The 17,157-nt window shown below is 70.7% G+C and carries 16 protein-coding genes; 5 read left to right on the top strand and 11 right to left on the bottom strand.

From position 1 onward, the window contains the following. Positions 1 to 28: 28 nt before the first annotated feature. Positions 29 to 1,135 carry a hypothetical protein gene (locus tag ABFX51_RS37795; RefSeq protein WP_346056674.1) on the bottom strand — a complete coding sequence of 369 codons (1,107 nt, stop codon included), beginning with the start codon at positions 1,133 to 1,135 and terminating at the stop codon, positions 29 to 31. Between the two features lie 369 nt (positions 1,136 to 1,504). Then, the gene (locus ABFX51_RS37790; RefSeq protein ID WP_346056673.1) at positions 1,505 to 1,636 is read right to left on the bottom strand and encodes a hypothetical protein; all 132 of its coding nucleotides are present in this window, start codon (positions 1,634 to 1,636) and stop codon (positions 1,505 to 1,507) included. A 416-nt stretch (positions 1,637 to 2,052) separates the two neighbouring features. On the opposite strand from ABFX51_RS37790, the gene ABFX51_RS37785 reads away from it, so the two are divergent. Together ABFX51_RS37785 and ABFX51_RS37780 are read left to right on the top strand one after the other, a co-directional pair. Then, positions 2,053 to 4,011 (top strand): tetratricopeptide repeat protein, encoded by a 1,959-nt coding sequence (locus ABFX51_RS37785; protein ID WP_346056672.1) that lies wholly within the window; start codon positions 2,053 to 2,055, stop codon positions 4,009 to 4,011. Between the two features lie 203 nt (positions 4,012 to 4,214). Then, entirely contained in the window at positions 4,215 to 4,475 is a 261-nt protein-coding gene (locus ABFX51_RS37780; protein WP_346056671.1) for a hypothetical protein, read from the top strand. Here ABFX51_RS37780 and ABFX51_RS37775 read toward each other — a convergent pair. Both ABFX51_RS37775 and ABFX51_RS37770 read right to left on the bottom strand, forming a co-directional pair. Then, on the bottom strand, positions 4,465 to 5,460 hold the full coding sequence (locus tag ABFX51_RS37775; protein WP_346056670.1) for an alcohol dehydrogenase catalytic domain-containing protein: 996 nt from the start codon (positions 5,458 to 5,460) through the stop codon (positions 4,465 to 4,467). The genes ABFX51_RS37780 and ABFX51_RS37775 overlap by 11 nt on opposite strands. A 13-nt stretch (positions 5,461 to 5,473) precedes the next feature. Further along, complete coding sequence (locus tag ABFX51_RS37770) at positions 5,474 to 6,073, bottom strand: NADPH-dependent F420 reductase (protein WP_346056669.1); 600 nt, start codon at positions 6,071 to 6,073, stop codon at positions 5,474 to 5,476. 149 nt (positions 6,074 to 6,222) lie between these two features. On the opposite strand from ABFX51_RS37770, the gene ABFX51_RS37765 reads away from it, so the two are divergent. After that, positions 6,223 to 6,834: a TetR/AcrR family transcriptional regulator gene (locus ABFX51_RS37765; protein WP_346056668.1), complete on the top strand. Its 612-nt coding sequence runs from the start codon at positions 6,223 to 6,225 to the stop codon at positions 6,832 to 6,834. Here the strand turns inward: ABFX51_RS37765 and mhpA are convergent. Genes mhpA through ABFX51_RS37750 form a run of 3 tightly spaced genes read right to left on the bottom strand, consistent with a single transcriptional unit; the run spans position 6,821 to position 10,546 of the window. Further along, positions 6,821 to 8,413, bottom strand: coding sequence for a bifunctional 3-(3-hydroxy-phenyl)propionate/3-hydroxycinnamic acid hydroxylase MhpA (mhpA, locus tag ABFX51_RS37760; protein ID WP_346056667.1), 1,593 nt, complete (start codon positions 8,411 to 8,413; stop codon positions 6,821 to 6,823). The two genes, ABFX51_RS37765 and mhpA, sit on opposite strands and share 14 nt — an antisense overlap. A gap of 16 nt (positions 8,414 to 8,429) precedes the next feature. Further along, positions 8,430 to 9,392, bottom strand: coding sequence for a fumarylacetoacetate hydrolase family protein (locus ABFX51_RS37755; protein ID WP_346056666.1), 963 nt, complete (start codon positions 9,390 to 9,392; stop codon positions 8,430 to 8,432). Then, complete coding sequence (locus ABFX51_RS37750; RefSeq protein WP_346056665.1) at positions 9,389 to 10,546, bottom strand: VOC family protein; 1,158 nt, start codon at positions 10,544 to 10,546, stop codon at positions 9,389 to 9,391. Before ABFX51_RS37750 ends, ABFX51_RS37755 begins: the two co-directional genes overlap by 4 nt. A 72-nt stretch (positions 10,547 to 10,618) precedes the next feature. Here ABFX51_RS37750 and ABFX51_RS37745 point away from each other — a divergent pair, with 72 nt between their 5' ends. Next, entirely contained in the window at positions 10,619 to 11,650 is a 1,032-nt protein-coding gene (locus ABFX51_RS37745; RefSeq protein WP_346056664.1) for an amidohydrolase family protein, read from the top strand. A 6-nt stretch (positions 11,651 to 11,656) separates the two neighbouring features. Here ABFX51_RS37745 and ABFX51_RS37740 read toward each other — a convergent pair whose 3' ends face one another. From ABFX51_RS37740 to ABFX51_RS37725, 4 genes are all read right to left on the bottom strand, one after another. After that, on the bottom strand, positions 11,657 to 12,247 hold the full coding sequence (locus ABFX51_RS37740) for a DUF3159 domain-containing protein (RefSeq protein WP_346056663.1): 591 nt from the start codon (positions 12,245 to 12,247) through the stop codon (positions 11,657 to 11,659). After that, entirely contained in the window at positions 12,244 to 13,113 is an 870-nt protein-coding gene (locus tag ABFX51_RS37735; RefSeq protein WP_346056662.1) for an MBL fold metallo-hydrolase, read from the bottom strand. The genes ABFX51_RS37740 and ABFX51_RS37735 overlap by 4 nt, the downstream gene beginning before the upstream one ends. Then, positions 13,110 to 14,144, bottom strand: coding sequence for an MBL fold metallo-hydrolase (locus ABFX51_RS37730; protein WP_346056661.1), 1,035 nt, complete (start codon positions 14,142 to 14,144; stop codon positions 13,110 to 13,112). Before ABFX51_RS37730 ends, ABFX51_RS37735 begins: the two co-directional genes overlap by 4 nt. Positions 14,145 to 14,390: 246 nt before the next feature. Continuing rightward, positions 14,391 to 15,032, bottom strand: a complete 642-nt coding sequence (locus ABFX51_RS37725; RefSeq protein ID WP_346056660.1) for a TetR/AcrR family transcriptional regulator — start codon at positions 15,030 to 15,032, stop codon at positions 14,391 to 14,393. A 117-nt stretch (positions 15,033 to 15,149) separates the two neighbouring features. Between ABFX51_RS37725 and ABFX51_RS37720 the strand changes: the two genes are divergently transcribed. Next, positions 15,150 to 17,069: an acyl-CoA synthetase gene (locus ABFX51_RS37720; protein ID WP_346056659.1), complete on the top strand. Its 1,920-nt coding sequence runs from the start codon at positions 15,150 to 15,152 to the stop codon at positions 17,067 to 17,069. The last annotated feature ends 88 nt before the right edge of the window (positions 17,070 to 17,157 follow it).

The following is a 17,157-nucleotide window of genomic DNA, read 5'->3' as shown; positions in this document are numbered from 1 at the left end:
CAACTCCAAGATCCGCCGACCGGATTACCTACCCAACGTTGCTTGATGCGGCACTAGCCGCCGCGGGCCAACCGGCGAACCTGAGTGCGGCTGTGACATCCGCCGATTGCCGGCCGTCGAGCGCCTCTTCGGCGACGATGGTACGGCGCTCGCGGTTTCGTTCCGCGCGCGCTTTCGCCAGAGACAGCGGATCCTCACCCGGCTCGGGATCAATCGGCCGTGGCGGCCGCCGTCGAGCAGGGCGTGGGCGGAGATCGTCCACCGCCTTCGCCACTTCTTCAGGGGTCACGAAGGGGCTGGCGGGATCGAACAACACTGTCCGGAACGTTCCGGCGAGTTCCTCCTTCTGACGCTGGAGCGTGGCAGCCAGATACTGCTCGGGGTCGAGCATGGAGAAGTCACGGTGCGCTGTGGCTTCGTCGAGCAGGCGTCCGATGAAATCCTGCACCGCCTGGGAGTAGCGCACGGCTGCGGAAATGAGCCGGTCTCCGTCCGTGACGAGCACGGGAAACCGGTCGACCACCAGCTCGATCAAACTCCTGGCGTCGCTTAGTAGGCTGTCGGTCGCCCGGTGGTGGCGCCGCTCGGCCAGGAGGTCGTCGAGCGGGCAAACACGGACCAGCCTCTTGAGGTGATCGGTGTTCACCGCGAACCCGCGACGAGCTTGGGCAAGCGCGCGCCGGACCTGCCCGACCGTCGCGGTCCCGGACAGCAGGCCCGCTCGTGTCCGGTCGAGCAGCGTGAGGATCTCCTGGACTCCGCCGTCACGACCGAGCCGTTCGAACACCATGAGCGCGGCGGCCGACGTCGGGTTGAACACGTAACGCTGCTGGTGGCTCTTGTCCCGGACGGGCATGAGCATGCCCAGCTTGCAGAACAGTTCGAATCTGGAATCGAACCGCGTGCGGTCCGGGCAGACGTCCGCACAGGCGTCCGCCAGCCGGGCGTGCGTCAGCCCGCCGTCGGCGTCGAGGTCCCCGAAGGCGGTGTACACCGCGTCGGCCAGGTCGAGGAGTGCTGGATCATCCACTACCGCACCCGCGTTGGCGGCGACCGGGGCAACGAATGCGGACAGACGAGCGATCAGCCCCGCCCGATCGAGATCGTCGCTGGAACGCCCGGGATCACTACCCACCGCCCACCCACCCCCGGCAATCGGTCCTGGTGTCGGCGTTCTTACCCGGTGCGTTGAACGCCCGACAAGGACATGATCGGTTTCCACGCCCGCGATGTTTCACCAGAGGGCTCGCAATTTTCGAACGTCCGCGAGCGCGGTCAGACGCGCGGTGGGAGATCGCACAGTGTCCGGCACACGATCGAGCGCGGGGACTCGGCGGTGGTGACGTCGACCCTCGAAGTGCGGCTGGAGCAGTATCAGGAGTTCGCAGGCGATCTCTTGTCCTGGTGGTCAGTGCGGTGCTGCTGCCGGTAACGGCCGGCTGAGATCCCGTACTCGCGTTCGAGGACCGACCGGCCCTCATCAGACGGCTCCCGGCGCGGGCGTCTAGTCCGCGCGGGAGCAGCGGATGTCGGCGGGGTGGCCCTCCACCCATCCGGTCAGCTCCCGCGCCACGAGGAGGAAAGCCGGTGCCGGTGACGAACCCGTCGCGTTCGAGCGCAGCGTGGTGCTCGGCATTCGCTGGTTGAGGCCAACGCGGACGACGAGCGGCAGGTTGACTCCGCCTCGGGGGAGGAGGATGCTCTACCACCCCGCGTATCGTCACCCAGGTGCGTCCCTCCGCTCCCTGCAGCGGCAGACCGCTACCTATGGTTTGATAGCTGGAGATTCCCTTACCGGATCCGCCTAACAACAAGAGCCGAACGAGTGTCGGCCTGGTCACTACCAGTAGGCCCACGCCAGGAAGCGTGGCGCGGATGACCTTGTAGCCAGGAGCCGGAATGTGGCCAAAGCGCTTTATCTCAATTGTTCGTTGTTTCCTGCGGCGGCAGGCATCTCCTGCCGGGCAGCCACAGGACGTACTGGAGATCCATGACAACTGGCCGGTCCAGCTTCCGGAAGCCCACGGTCCCCTCATCGGGCGCGCCACGCAGATGCGCCTGCTCGACAGGCTGCCGCACGAGGGCGGCATCTTCGTGCTCGAGGGCGAAGCCGGCATCGGCACGACCCACCTCATGCTGCACTGGGCGAACAAGCACACCGCCGATTTCCCCGACGGCTGCTACTACGCCGACCTGAACGGAACGGTCGCCCAGAACCAGAACGAGGCGATCGTGACCGGCATCCTGCAGGCACTCGGGGTCTCCCCGACCGCCGCCGACCGGCCGGAGCAGCTGCTCGACCTGTTCCGCTCGGTCGCGGCGGGAAAGCGCATTCTGCTCCTGCTGGACAACGCCGTTTCGCCCGCACAGGTGGCCTCCCTGCTGCCGGACGGGAACTTCGCGGTGCTCGTCACCAGCCGCCGTTCCCTCGCCGATCTGGGAAAAACCCATGGCGCGCAGAGGATCCCGCTGGGCAAACTGACCACCGGGGAGTCGCTCGCACTGCTCCGGGAAGCCGGCGACCCCGCTCGCGTGGACGCCGACCCCGCTGCGACCGCCGCCGTCATCGGCGTCTGCCAACGGCTGCCACTGGCGCTGAGCCTCGCCGCCGAGCAGTTGCTCGCCTCGCCCGGGCTCACCATGGGCGAGCTGGCGGCCGATCTCAGCGCCAGGGAAGTGGGCGCGACGTTGGTCGTCTCCCTGAACACCGACCTCACGTTCCCGGTGGTGCTCGAATCGGCCTACGGCAAGCTGCCCGCGCGCGTCAAGCGGACGCTGTGGCTGATCGCGGCCCAACCCTGCCGGGCGCTGGACAAGTTCGCTCTCGCCGCGCTGACCGGGCTGGACGCACCGGCGTTCGAAGCCGACCTCGCACTCCTCACGCGGTACAAGCTGGTCGAGCACAGACGGGACGGGCGCATCCAGCTGCAGAGCATGATCCGGGAGTTCGCCGCGGGGCACGCCGACCCCGAAGAGGTCCGGCTCGCGGAACGCAGGCTGATCCACTTTCTCGTCCTCACGGCTCAGAACGCGGGCAACGCGATGGCGAAGGGCTGGACGGGCCCGATGAAGTACCCGGCGGTACCCGGGGTCACTCCCCTGGTCTTCGCCGAGCAGCAGCAGGCACTCAAGTGGTTCCGCGCCGAGCGCCGCACCGCGCTGACCCTGCTCGGCGCGGTCGGCCCTCGCGAACCCCAGGCGAGCCGTCTTGCCGTGCTGTACCTGCCCTACCTCTTCCTCACCAAACCGTGGAGCATGTGCCTGGAGTTGATCGGCCACGGGGTGCGGATCGCGCGGGACGCGCAGGACCACTTCGATCTCGCGCGGTGCCTGCACGGGATGGCGTGGGTGCTGCACGAGCTGCGCCGTGACGCCGAGGCCCTGCCGTACCTGCGACGAGCGATGGCGTTGCAGGACAACGAACTCGACGACAAGCAGGGCAAGGCCTGGACGGCGTTCACCTTCGGGGAGTGCCTGACCGCGACGGGCAAACCGTCCGAGGCACTGCGGTACTTCGAGATCGCCCGCGCCCACTTCGACGAGACGCATCAGCCGCTGGGCAGCGCGTTCGTCCTGTCGAGCATGGCATTCGCCGTGTACGAACACGACCCCGAAGGTGCGATCTCCCGCGCCGAGGAAGCCGTGACGATCGCGACCGAGCTGGACAACCCCGCGCTGCGCGGCTGTTCGCACCACCAGCTGGGTCTGCTGCACCAGCGGGACGGAAACCTCGAAGAGGCCGTCGTGGAGTTCCGCAAGGCGCTCGTCATCCGGCGTCCGACGCCGGAACGGTGGGGCACCGCGGACACGCTGCTGAGCCTGGGCGAGACCTACGCCCAGCTCCACCGGGAGGCCGACGCCCGCGCGGCGCTGACCGAGTCGATGGCGATCTTCGCGGACCTGCACGACCCGCGGGAATACGTCGCCAAGGCGACGCTGACCCAGTTGCAGGTCCCGCCCGTTCCACCGGAGCAGAACTGGCTTCCGGACAGCGAACAGCCGCACCCGTAGGGAACCGGCACCGTGCCTGCTCCGTCCATTGCGGACAGAGCAGGCACGGTGACGACGACGGCGCGGCGTGGGCCCCTGAGCGACGCGGTTTCGGCGTGATGATGCGCCAGACCATCCCGGCGAATGCGGCGAGATCCGACAACGTCTACCGCCCCTTCGAATTGGTTGGAAGCTTCAGGCACGCGTGCAGCAGCGATGCGCCCATGGGCGACGAGTGGCTCGGCGGTCGTGCCAGGTGTGGCGGCTTCCGGAAAGAGGCGGCGGGTGTCCTCGTCGAGCCGGGTCCACTCGGCGGCGTCCCAGGCCGCTTGTTGCTGCTGGGTCTCCTCGGCAAGCAGTTGTGCCTGCGCGGTGTCGGCGGCGACGGTGGCCGCGGTGGCGTGCTCGGCCGCCAGGCGCGCCGCGTTCGCGGCTTCCTCCGCGTGTGCGGCGGCCTCCCCAGCGGTGGACAGCTCAGACCGTGATCACGGTCTTCCCGATCGTCCGCCCGCTCTCGGCCAGTTCGTGGGCCGTTCGCATCGTGTCCGCACTCAGGCCGTCGAGCACCGTCGTGGCGATGGGGCGCAGGCGATCCGCCACCACATCCGCCGCCAGTGCGGCGAGGATCCGGCCCTGGCCGGCGATGTCACCACCGGCCGTGATCTTGCTGAAGACGTTTTCGGTGTGCAGCGAAACGGATTTGCCGACAAGCGGTCCGAGCTCGAACGGACCGCTCAGGTCGACCGCGGCGAGGTGACCGAACGGCCGCAGGATCTCGGCGATCCAGCCGACGTTGCCCGCGGTCCCGGCGGTGGACAACACCAGGTCGATCCGGTCGATACCGGCATCCCGCAGTTGACCGGGCACGTTCCCGGTGTGGTCGACGACCACGTCCGCCCCCATCCCCAGGCACCACTCGCGTGACTCGGGACGCGAGGCCGTCGCCGCCACCACGGCCGAGGTCCTGCTCTTCAGCAGCTGCGCCGCCATCGTCCCCACCCCACCGGCGCCGCCGACGATCAGCACCCGCTCGACGTCCGCCGCCAAACCGCCCCGATCGCGGAACAGCGCCTCCCAGGCGGTGAGGCCGCCGATCGGCAAGGACGCGGCGTCGGTGAACGACAGCCGGTCCGGAATCCGCGCCACCACCCGATGGTCGACCGCGAGCCGCTCCGCCCAGGCACCGTCTCGTGTCACGTCTCCGGTGCCCATGACGCGATCGCCGACCGCGAAGCCCGTGACTTCCGGTCCCACGGCCACCACCACTCCGGCGAACTCCCACCCCAGGATGATCCGCCCGCCCGGTTCGGCGCTGCGCAGCTGCCGGATCGCGGCCTCACCCGGGTTGATCCCCACGGCGCGGATCCCGACGAGCAGATCCGTGTCGCGCAGCCGTGGTTCCGCGACGTCGACGAGCTCGATGGCGAACGCGTCGAGCGGGTGAGCTTTCTCGTAGGCCAGGGCTTTCACGTGACTTCTCCGTTCAGTCCTGCTTGAGCGCGTGCAGGGCCGAGAGCAGGCCGCCCACCTGCATCAGCCTGCCGCCTTCCCGCAGGGACCCCGCGTCCACCGGCGCGAAACCGATTTCCTCGGCGACAGCACGGAAATCCGCTTTCGCGTCCGCGTCGTCACCGGCGTAGAAGAGCAGCTGGCGGCCTTCCCCGTGCCGCGGATCGGGCTCTATGTACTGGGCGAACAGCGTGTTGAACGCCTTGACCACGCGCGCACCCGGGGCGTGGCGGGCGACGAATTCACTGCCCGTTTCCGAACCGAGGTCGACGTAGTCCCGCGGTGTCAAGCCGGTCATCTGATTGGTGGTGTCGACCAGGATCCGGCCGTCCCAGGAGGACACCTCGGCCAGCGCGGCAGGGATGTCCTGCCACCTGACCGCGAGGAACACCATCTCCGCCGCCGCTGCCTCCGTGACCGTTCCGGCGCCGGCCAGCGGCCCCAGCCGCGCCACCGTGTCACCCAGCGCGTCAGGGCCGCGCCTGTTGCTCAGCACGACGCGATGTCCCGCCGCCACGAGATGCCGGGCGATGGCCTGCCCGATCGTGCCCGCTCCGATAGTTCCGAAGTCCACCGGCTTCCTCCATTTTGATGTCGACTATCATCAAAATTTATGATGTCAACCGGCATCATTGATTGTCAAGGCGGAGCGCGGGCGTGCTTCTTTTGATGTCAGCTATCATCACTACGGGCGAGTACCGTCTTGTCGAGGAGGTGTCCGGCGTGCCACGCATCACCCGGGAGCAGAAGCAGCTCAACCGCGAGAAGATCGTCCGGGCCGCGGGCGAAGGCTTCCGGTCGCGCGGCATCGACGGAATCGGCATCGAGGAGCTGATGAAGACCGCCGGGATGACGCACGGGGGGTTCTACAACCACTTCTCCTCGAAGGAGGACCTCGCCGTCGAGGTCTACCGCCAGGGCTTCGCCGACTCGCTCGACGCGCTCGCCGCCATCCGCAGGGCGCACCCCCGCTCCGCCCGGGCGGCCCTGCACGACCTGGTCGACGGATACCTGACGGCCGCGCACCGTGATCACCCGGAAACCGGCTGCGCCTCAGCCGCACTGGCAGTGGACGCCGGGCGCCACGGCGCCCCACCTCAGGCGGAGTACCAGCGCGGGCTCGAAGGATACTTCAGCGCCATCACCGAGATGGTGCTCGATCGCGCACGCCAGTCCGGCACCGAACTGACCGCGGCGGAGGCCCGCGAACAGGCGGTGGCACTGTTCTCCCAGCTGGTCGGCGCGCTGGTCGTCTCCCGCGCCGTCGCCGAGGCCGACCCCCGGCTGTCCGACGAAATCCTGGCGGTGAACCGCAGACAGCTCAAACAGAGGTGAAGTTTAGTCCTTTGTGGACGGTTGATGGCGTGGCGGTGCTCGATGACGGGCGCCGACCGCGGATGCTCCCGAAGACCGAGCGCAGGGCGCGCCGCGCCGCCTCGCCGGTGGCGAGGACGGTGCCGTCCGGGCGGATCAGTGCCGTGTGCGCGCCACCGCCCGCGAGCCACCGGCCGAGAGGATCCGCCGGATCGACCTCGACGACCGCCGCCCCCACCCGCTCCGCGGCCCGGCGGTCCCGCGCGCCGACCGGATGGTCACACAGCAGCGCGAACCGCCAGCCGATCAGGTCGTCGAGGCGGCGGCCGGTGCCGTCGAGCGGGAGGTTCGGGCAGATCCGCCCGGCCGGCCCCGGCCGGATCCACCCGCGGCGCACCAGCGACGAACGCCGCAAGGGCGGCGTCGCGCTGTCGAGCACCATCCGGTTCGTCCGCGGCAACCGCCGGAACACCGGCACCAGGACTCTGCGCAGCAGGCTGCCCGCCCGGCCACCACTGGTCATGACCCGCCCCACCGACACGGCCTGGCGGATCATGGCCTCCGCGTGCGGCCTGCGCTCACGCTGATAACTGTCCAAAACGGACCCGTCCAGCTCGCCACGCAGCACACCGGCCAGCTTCCAGGACAGGTTGACCGCGTCACGGAGACCGGCGCCCATACCCTGCCCGATGAACGGCGGGGTCAGGTGCGCGGCGTCCCCGAGCAGGAAGACCGGCCCCGCACGCCAGGAATCCGCGATCCTGGCCCGGAACGTGTACTCGGCCACCCGTACCAGCTTCAACTCGTCGGCAGGCGTCTCGCCGGTCCACGGCCGCAGAAGCGGACGCAGTTCGCGCACCGACGGGTAGTCCGCGGCCGACTCCCCGTCCAGCAGCTGGAACTCCCAGCGGTACCGGTCGTCGCCGATCCGCATGTACGTCGCGGCCCGTTCGGGCGAGCACACCTGGTGCACGCCCTCCCACTGCCCCAGATCGGCACCGGTCGCGATGTCGACGACCAGCCACCGCTGCGTGAACCCGAGGTCGGTCATCCGCGCGCCGATGGCCTTCCGCACGACGCTGTTCGCACCGTCGCACCCCAGCACGTAGTCGGCGAGCACCGCATCGGACGCGCCGGTCTCGCGATCGGTCCACTCGACGGTGACCGCGCCGTCGCCCGCCAGCTCGTGCCGCACGATCCCGGTCACCTCGGCATTCCCGCGGAACCGGGCCGAGGGCAGGCGGGCCAGCCCGGCCCGCAGCAGCCGTTCCAGCTCCGGCTGGTCGAACATGCTCGCCTGCGGCAACCCGTGCACGCCGTTGCGCTCGGCGCGCGCGAACTCGGCCAGCACCTCGTGTCCGGTGTCCAGCAAGCGCAGTCCCCGCGAGGGACGGGAGATGGCCGCGAACCCGGGGCCGAGCCCCATCCGGCACAGGATCCGGTAGATCTCGTCGTCGAGGTGCACCGCCCGCGGCTGGGGGTAGACCTCCGCCCAGCGGTCGAGCACCAGGCAGTCCACGCCGGCGCGGGCGAGCAGGCACGCGGCGGTGATCCCGGTCGGGCCGCCTCCGACCACCACCACGGAAACGCGTTCGGTCATGCGGTCGCTCCCGTGTTCACCGGTGTTCGACAGGGGTGCGCTGCCGCCCCAGATCGAGCACACCGTCGTCGGTGGCGATGGTCGCGGTGACGACGTCGCCGTGCTGCAGGTAGTCCGGGTTGGACTCCGCCTTCGCGAAGAACGCCTTCCACTTCACCGCGGGCGGCAGCAGGCCGCCGATGATCTCGACGATCTTCGCGGGCGCCTTGAGCGCGGTGCCGCCGGGCGTGCCGGTCAGCAGCAGGTCCCCCGGGTCGAGCGACTGGAACCGGGCCAGCAGGGTCAGCGCCTCCGCGGGGCGCACGATCATGTCGGCCAGCGTGCGGTCCTGCCTCAGCACGTCGTTGACCCACAGCCGCAACCGCAGCCGTTCGAGGTGGGGGAACTCGCCCGCTTCGAGCAGCACGAGGCGCGGGCCGACCGGGGTGAAGGTCGGGTACGACTTCGACTCGTAGAACTGGCCCTTGGGCAGCTGGATGTCCCGGGCACTGACGTCGTTGGTGACGACGAGCCCGGCCACGAAGCGCGGTAGATCGGCCTCGGTGACGGTGGTGCCGACCGGGAGCGGGGCGCCGAGGACGAGGCCGAGCTCGATCTCGTAGTCCAGGAACCGGACGTGCTCCGGGCGCACGATGGTGGCGTGCGGGCCGGCCAGTGAGCCCGAGGACTTGCGGAAGAACGTGGGCGGGACCTGGTCGGGGTTGAAGCCGGAATCCTTGGCGTGCGAACGGAAGTTCACCATCTGGGCCACCACGCGGCAGGGCGCGGTCACCGGTGAGACGAGTGCGAGCGTCGTGACGTCCACCGAGCCGGTGGCCTGGGCGGCCGCGGCGGCGGCTTTCTCGATCGCGGGACGGTCGGCGAGCAGGGCCGCCGTCGTGGTCGCGTCGGTGTCGATCCGGACGGCGCGGGCTGTGCCGGGAACCTCGACGTACCAGGCTGAAGGGCCTTCGTCGGTGCGGAGGACGGAAATGCTCACGAGCTCATCGCTTTCATCAGGGCCAGCAGGCGGGCCGGCGTCAGTTCGGTGTCCTCGGCGCGCAGCGCGCCGAGCGCCTCTCGCAGGCGGGACGGCGACGTGCCGAGGAAGTCGCGCGTGACCGGCGGACCCCACTGGGCGAGCCCGGACGCCGACATCGGCGCCCAGCCGGGCTCGACGGAGGCGTCGAACACGTCGCCGTCGGCGAAGTGCTCGACCATCAGCCCGTCCGGATCGCGCCAGTAGTCGAAGAGCTGACTGCCCTGGATGTGGCGGCCGATCCCCCAGGCCCGCCGGTAGCCGCGTTCGGCCAGGTACTCGCCACCCGCGGCGATCGCGTCCAGGTCGGTGACCTGGAACGCCGAGTGGACGTAGGCCGCCGTCAGGCCGAGGTGCATCGCCAGCGTGTGGTGGTCGGCGGGTTCGCCGCCGCGGTCACAGCGCAGGAACGCCATCGTGGGGCCGAAATCCCGGTCGTGGGGCAGGAACAGGAAGTCGCTGACGATCAGCCCGAGCGTGTCCAGGTACCAGTCCAGCGCGGCCTGGAAGCGTGGCGTTTCGAGCACCACGTGCCCGAGCCGCTGCACGCGGGCGGGTTCGCGCGCGGGCCGCTGAGTGGCGTTCACCCTGGCGAACCTTCCCCCGGGCGTCAGACCGGTGTTCATCCGCAGGGGAACCTGCCCGGGCAGCTCGGCGTGCACCTCCGCCCCGCCGACCACCCCCACCGGAAGCCCGGAGGGATCACGCAGCTCGACGATCCGCCCCGGACGGCCACCGGCCAGCGGGCGGGCCCGCGTCCCGGCATGGCGAGCCAGCCGGTCCACGTCCTCCACCGCCGCGGCCTGGAACACCGGGCCGCCGAACCGCGACACCGGCCCCCGCCGGATCACCAGCGCGTCGGTACCGGGGAAGGTGCCTCGCAGCCTCAGCTCGTCCGGCGTGCGCTCGGCGACGACGAAACCGAAGTCGCGGGCGAAAACCTCCGTTCGCGCCAGATCCGGCTTCTCGAACTGCAACCACGCCAGATCGCGAACTTTGACCACGGGGTTGCGCGAACGGCCCGGATGTTCACCGCGGCGCCTGCCGTGCTCGCTGTGCAGGTCGCTGTGCGCGGTCGCCGGCAGGCTGGGCGGCGCGGGTAATTCGATGGTCACGAGAGGGCCTCCTCACCGATCCACACCTCTGCACCGAGGCGATGCGGCATCTGTTGGGTTAGTCTATCAGTTATGATGAAATCCTCAGAACAATGGGACGACGGGCCCGGGCCCACGACTCCCGGGGAACGTCCCTTGCGCGGCTGGCTGGACGTCCACGCGCACTACACGACCGAGCACTACGGGCAAGCCTGTGAGGCGTCAGGGCACGGGCAACCCGACGGCATGCCGGGCCTGCCCCAGTGGAGTTCCGACGCCGCACTGGAGCTCATGGCGCAGACGGGCACAGCCGCGGCGGTGCTGTCGATCTCGTCGCCGGGCGTGCATTTCGGCGACGCCTCACCGGCCGCCGACGCCGCGGCCAGGGACCTGGCCGCGCACGTCAACGACAGCGGCGCGGCGATGGTGGCGCGCCGGCCGGACCGGTTCGGGCTGTCGGCGGTACTCCCCCTTCCCGACGTCGACGGCGCGCTGGCGGAACTCACCCGCGCCTACGACGAGCTGGGCGCCGACGCGGTCGCGTTGCTGACCAACTACCACGGCCGCTACCTCAGCGACCCGGTGTTCGCCCCGGTGCTGGCCGAACTCGACGCGCGGGGGTCGGTCGTGACACTGCACCCGACGTCACCGCCGGGCTGGGAAGGCACCGCACTGGGCCGCCCCCGGCCCATGATCGAGTTCCCCTTCGACACCACCCGGTGCGTGGTGGATCTCGCCCTCAGCGGGACGCTCGCCGCCTACCCCGGGATCCGGTGGATCATCCCGCACGCCGGCGCAGTCCTGCCGGCCTTGGCGCACCGGGTCACCGTCCTGTCGCTGCTGACCGGTGAGCCGACGGATTTCCCGGCCGTCCTCTCCGGCCTGTACTACGACCTGGCCGGGACGCCGCTGCCCGTGGCGGTCGACGGTCTGCTGGCCGTCGCCACACCGGACCGCCTGCTGTACGGCAGCGACTTCCCCTTCACGCCCGCCCCGGCGGTCGGCCACCTGGCCGGCGAACTCCGGCGCTCCCCGGCACTTCGCGACGCCTGCTTCGACCTCGATTCGGGCTCACCGGCCGCCGAGCTGTTCCCGCGGCTGGTGAAATCCCCGCGCGATTCCTGATCGACCTCACGAGGATCCCCCGGCCTCGTAGGCGGGGGTACGGCTGAGCAGGCGCCAGGTCAGCAACCCCAGCGCGAGCAGCGCGGGTGGGCCCAGCACGAAATGTGCCACGCCGAGCGCGACAACCATGTCCGCGAAGTACAACGGCAGCCCGACCACGAGGTGGAGCGCCCACAGCCCGGCCCACAGAGCCGTCACCAACGTGTGCCGCGACGTGTCGCCGGTCGAACCGCCGAACCGCCGCAGCCGCGCTGTGATCGGCCGACGCAGGGCGAGGGAAAGGACGAACACCACCGTCAGCGCGCTGTTGAGCAGCAGCCACGGCAGGAAGTAGTCCCGCCCCTCACCGGTGCTCAAGACCGTGACGGCGTGCAGCAGCACGAGGCCGAAGGCCGCGAAGACGACCGTGAGTCCGCGCCGGCGCAGCAGCCGGAGGACGACCAGCACCAACCCCGCCACGACCGCCGCGGCCACCCCTGCCAGCACGCCGGTCAGCTTGTAGCCCACGAGGAAAGCCACGTTCGGCACCAGGGCGTCCGCCAGATGCCGTCGCAGGTCCTGCCCCGAAGGACGGACCGGCCGCCGTGTCGTCGTCATGCCGGGCCGCCCACCGTGACGACGGCGAGGTCGCGGCCCACGGTCACCCGTCCCCGGTAGCCGCCGCGGCGCAGGTCTTCCTCGTACTCCGCTTCCTGTTCGGGCGTCCGCGGGGCCGGTATCAGATGGGTCAGAACCAGGTGAGGGATGCCGATCCGCTGGGCCATCTCCCCCAGCGCCACGGTGTCCGCGTGATAGCTGAAGATCGTCTCGAACCTGGTGCCCCGCACCGCGTCCGCCAGTGCCGAAGCCCGGCACGCCTCGTGCACCACGACGTCGGCCCCGCGCGCGAGATCCGCGACCTCGTCGCAGACCCGGGTGTCGCCCGACACGACGACCACGCCGTCCGGGGTGGTGACGCGGTAGGCAACGGCGTCCTCCACCGGTTCGTGCCGCACCCGGACCGCCTCGGCCACTACCCGGCCGCAGGAGCTGCGCCACACCTCCTTCGGCACGTCCGGGGTGGCGAACCAGTGGCCGGCCACCTCGGGCGGGCCCTCCTGCACGTGCCGCACCCGCACTTCCACGTCGTAGGCGAAGGCGTCGAGCAGGTTCGCGACGAACGCGGGCGCCCGCCCGTCCGGCGCGACGACCGGCAGTGGTCCAGTCCTGTGCAGGTGGTCCTGCACCCACCGCGTCAACACCAGATCGGCGACGTCGGTGACGTGGTCGCTGTGCAGGTGGGTGATCAGCAGCGCGGCGAGCTCGTGCGGCCCCACCCCGGCCTGCGCCAGCCGCATCGTGGTCGACCGGCCCGCGTCGACCTGGAGGTGGATGTCGTCGCAGCTGATCAGCACACCCGCTCCCGCGCGTGCCGCGTCGGGATGGGGCACGCCGGTGCCGGTCAGGGTCACGGTCGTCGTCACGAAGCCACCTCCGGGTTTCCGATGTCGATGCGCAGACCCTCTTCGGCGACGAACACCCGGCCCGAAAAGGTCGTCGCCGCGCGGGTCCACGGCGGATCCGCGGGATCGCACCGGCCGAGGTGGGTCAGCAGCAACGCCCTGGCACCGGCGGCCTCGGCGACCGAGCCCGCCTCCGTCGCGGTCGTGTGCGCGCCGCGCAGGTGGTCGAGCTTCGCCTGCTGCTGGGGTGTCCGCGGCTCGGGCAGGAACCGTTCGATGAAGTCGGGGTCGTTGGCCTCGTGGACGAGCAGGTCGGTGTCCTTCGCGAGGCGCACCAGGTTCGCCGAGACACAGGTGTCGCCGGAGAAGGTGACCGAGCCGGCGCCGGTGTCGAAGCGGTAGGCCAGGGCGGGGAAGACCGGGCGGTGGTCCACCAGGGTCGCCGTCACCCGCACCCGGTCGTCCTCGAAGACGCACCACGGCTCGACTTCGGGGGCCGGGTTGAGGTCGGGGTCGCCGACAGCGGCCACAACCTCGGCGGGCAGCTTGACATCGGTGGCACGCACGACGGTGTCCGGATGCGGTCTGCGACTGTCACGCACGTTGTCGTTCAGATCCGCCGCGAGCGCGGAACGCAACAGCGCGAAGGTCTCGGCCGTCCCGGGCATCGGCCGCTCCGGGCACACCACGCCGGGCTCCGGCCCGCCGAGGGCGTGCACCGGCGGCAGCGAGCCGCGGGGACCGGGGCCGATCAGCTCGATCGGGCGCTCGCGCGGTTCGAGGCCGAAAGCGAGGAGCTCGGCCAGCCCGATCGTGTGGTCGGAGTGCAGGTGGGTGAGGAACACCGCGGCCAGGCGGCGCAGCGGTGTCAGGCCGAAGCCGCTGCCGAGCCCGTACTGCTGGTAGCGCTGCCCCCAGCCGTACCCGAGGTCGACGACGTAGTGGTGGTCCTCAATGGACAGTGCCGTGCTGGTGCCGCTCCGGCCCGGCTGCGGCCAGATGCGCCCGGCGGCCGTCCCGAGCACGACGGCGAACACTTCCGAACCGCTCACACCCGCACCTCTTTCTCCGACGCCGACCTGATGAGCCGGAAGACCTCTGTTCGCAACGCCACGAACCGGCTGTCACTTCGTGAAGTCACCGTCGCAGGCACACCGGCGCGCGCGAGGTCTTAATGATGAATTCATCAGTTTTGATCTGTCAAGCACTTTCGATGCTTGCCTCGACAGGAAGGGCGCGCGGGACTCAGCCGCGTCGCCACGGAGGACGAGCAGCTCGTCGTGATCAGGAAAGCGCTGTCAGGCCGGGTCGAGGCGGGGCAGCGGCCGCCGGGCGACCTCGGCGGCTTCGTCCCGCGGCAGCCCGAGCATGCGGAGCATCATCTCGGCCATGTCCGTCGCGGCCTTGTCGCCGTCGAGGTCCGGGCGGGCGAACCGCAGCTCGATCAGAGCCAGCAGGGCGCCACCGAGCGAGGACAGGGCGATCACCGGGTCGGCGGGGGCGAAGCGGCCCTGCGCGATCCCGCGCTTCAGGTCCCGCAGAGCGCGGGGGGCCAGCCCCTGACCCGCGTGGAGGTAGCCGAGGGCGCGATGACGCACGATCTGCATGAGCTCGGGATGGGAGTCGGCCATGCGAGCGCTGAGCCGGAATCCGGCGGACACGAGCTCGGCCGGGTCGTCCACCTCGCTCAGGTGCTCGTCGAAGGTCCGGCCGAGCTCCTCCAGCACGTCGGCGACCGCGGCGTCGAACAGCTCGGTCTTCGACGAGAAGTGGTTGTAGAAGGAGCCGAAGCCGACGTCCGCCCGTTCCGCGATCAGCTGGATGCTCACGCTGGTGTCGCCGGTTTCGGCGAGGATCTGCCGGGCCGCGCGGATGAGCGCCCGCCGCGTGACGGCACGACGCCGTTCGTTGCGGTTGCCCGAGGGAGCGGCGGTCGGCATGCGGTGAGTCTAACAAGGGTACTGAGCGAGACCGCACTTCTGATGATCTCACCAGTTCTCTTGACTGATGATATGATCGTAATTGATGATATCGTCATGACAGGAAGTGCCGGCCCGATGACGGGAACGACCACCCACCCGCCCGCGGACGAACTGTGGTGGCCGCGGTACCTCGGCCCGGCCGACCTGTCCTCGATCGAAGCGGTGCCGCTGGCCGACCGCGGCCTGCCCGGTTCGACCTACGACCTGCTCGTCCGCGCCGCCCGGTCGTGGCCCGAGCGCACCGCCCTCTCGGTGCTGCCCACGGCCGCCCGGTGGGCCGAGCCCGAGTCGCGCACGTTCTCCGGTCTGCTCGCCGACGTCCACCGCTACGCCAACCTGCTGCACGATCTCGGTGTGCGGCGCGAAACCGCGGTGGCGCTCATGGCACCCAACTGCGCTGAACTGGTCGCGGCGACATTGGCCGCACAGCTGGCGGGCATCGCCGCACCGCTCAACGGCGGCCTGTCGGCCGAGCACCTCGGCGAGCTCCTCGACCGCTCCGGCGCGCGGGTGCTCGTCACGGCCGGTCCCGACCTGGCACCCGCGATCTGGGAGACCGCGCGACGGCTCGCCGACGGTGGCGCGCTCGACGCTCTGCTGGTGCTGCGGCCCACCGGCGCCGACGGCCCGGCTGAGCCACTGCCCGCCATCGATGGCGTCCGCGTCGGCTACCTCCACGAGCTGGCCGCGGCGATGGACGGCGCCGCGTTCGCCGGACGGGCGCCGACGGACACGGACCTGGCGGCGTTCTTCCACACCGGCGGCACGACCGGTACTCCGAAGCTGGCAGCCCACACGCACGGCAACGAGGTCGCGGACGCCTGGATGCTCGCCGCCAACTCGCTGCTCGGCGAGGACGCCGTGTTGTTCGCGGCGCTTCCGCTGTTCCACGTCAACGCGCTGGTGGTCACCGTGCTGGCCCCGTTGTTCAGGGGGCAGCGGGTGGTGTGGACCGGTCCGCTCGGCTACCGCGACCCCGGGCTGCTCGGCAGCTTCTGGAAGATCGTGGAGCACTACCGCATCGCCACGATGAGCGGCGTGCCCACCGTCTACGCCGTGCTCTCGCAGCTGCCGATCGACGCGGACATCAGCAGCCTGCGCTACGCGATGGTCGGCGCCTCGCCCCTGCCCCAGGCGGTCCGCGAGGGCTTCCACGCGCACACCGGCGTGACTCTCGTCGAGGGATACGGCCTCACCGAAGCCACCTGCGCCACCGCGCGCAGCTTCCCCGACGACCCGCGACCCGGCGCCGTGGGTCAGCGCATGCCCTACCAGCAGGTCAAGGCTGTGCGGATCGGCGAGGACGGGACGTGGCACGATCTGCCCGCGGGCGAGGTGGGTGTGCTGGCCATCAGCGGGCCGACGGTTTTCCCCGGCTACGTCACCGGCCGGAACGAACACGGTCCGGTACTGGACGGTCTCGGCGCGCTGCGTGACGGCTGGCTCGACACGGGCGACCTCGGCCGCGTGGACCCGGATGGTTTCGTGCGCCTGGCGGGGCGGGCCAAGGACCTGATCATCCGCGGTGGCCACAACCTCGACCCGGCCGTGATCGAGGAAGCGCTGCTGGCGCACCCGGCCGTCACCGGGGCCGGCGCCGTCGGAAGGCCGGACGAGCACGCCGGCGAGGTGCCGGTCGCCTACGTCACCACCGCACCGGATGCGGTGGCGACCGCCGAGGACCTGATCACGTGGGCCGCCGGCCGGGTGCCCGAGCGTGCCGCCGCCCCGAAGGACGTCGTCATCCTGGACACGCTGCCGCTGACCGACGTGGGCAAGCCCTACAAACCCGCCCTGCGGGCCGACGCCGCCCGCCGCGCGCTCACCGACGCACTGTCCGGATTGGACGGCGTCGAGGTGCACGCGGCTGTGGACGGCGGTTCCGTCGCCGTGACCGTGACGGTCCCGCGCGAAGCCGACCGAGACGCCGCCGAGACCGTGCTGAGCCGCTACGCGGTGCGCTGGACGTTGCGGGTGCGGCAGTCAACGCGGTGACCTCCCCTGCCTCGTAGTGCCCGCGACGGCGGCAGGCCTGCCGCCGCAGCGCGCGGGTGGTGCGCGAGCACCGAAACCGGGCGGAGCC

This window comes from Amycolatopsis dongchuanensis, from assembly GCF_039542405.1.
Lineage (GTDB): Bacteria > Actinomycetota > Actinomycetes > Mycobacteriales > Pseudonocardiaceae > Amycolatopsis_E > Amycolatopsis_E sacchari.
The sequence above is the reverse complement of the archived record's forward strand: the minus strand, read 5'-3'. Positions and strand labels throughout refer to the sequence as shown.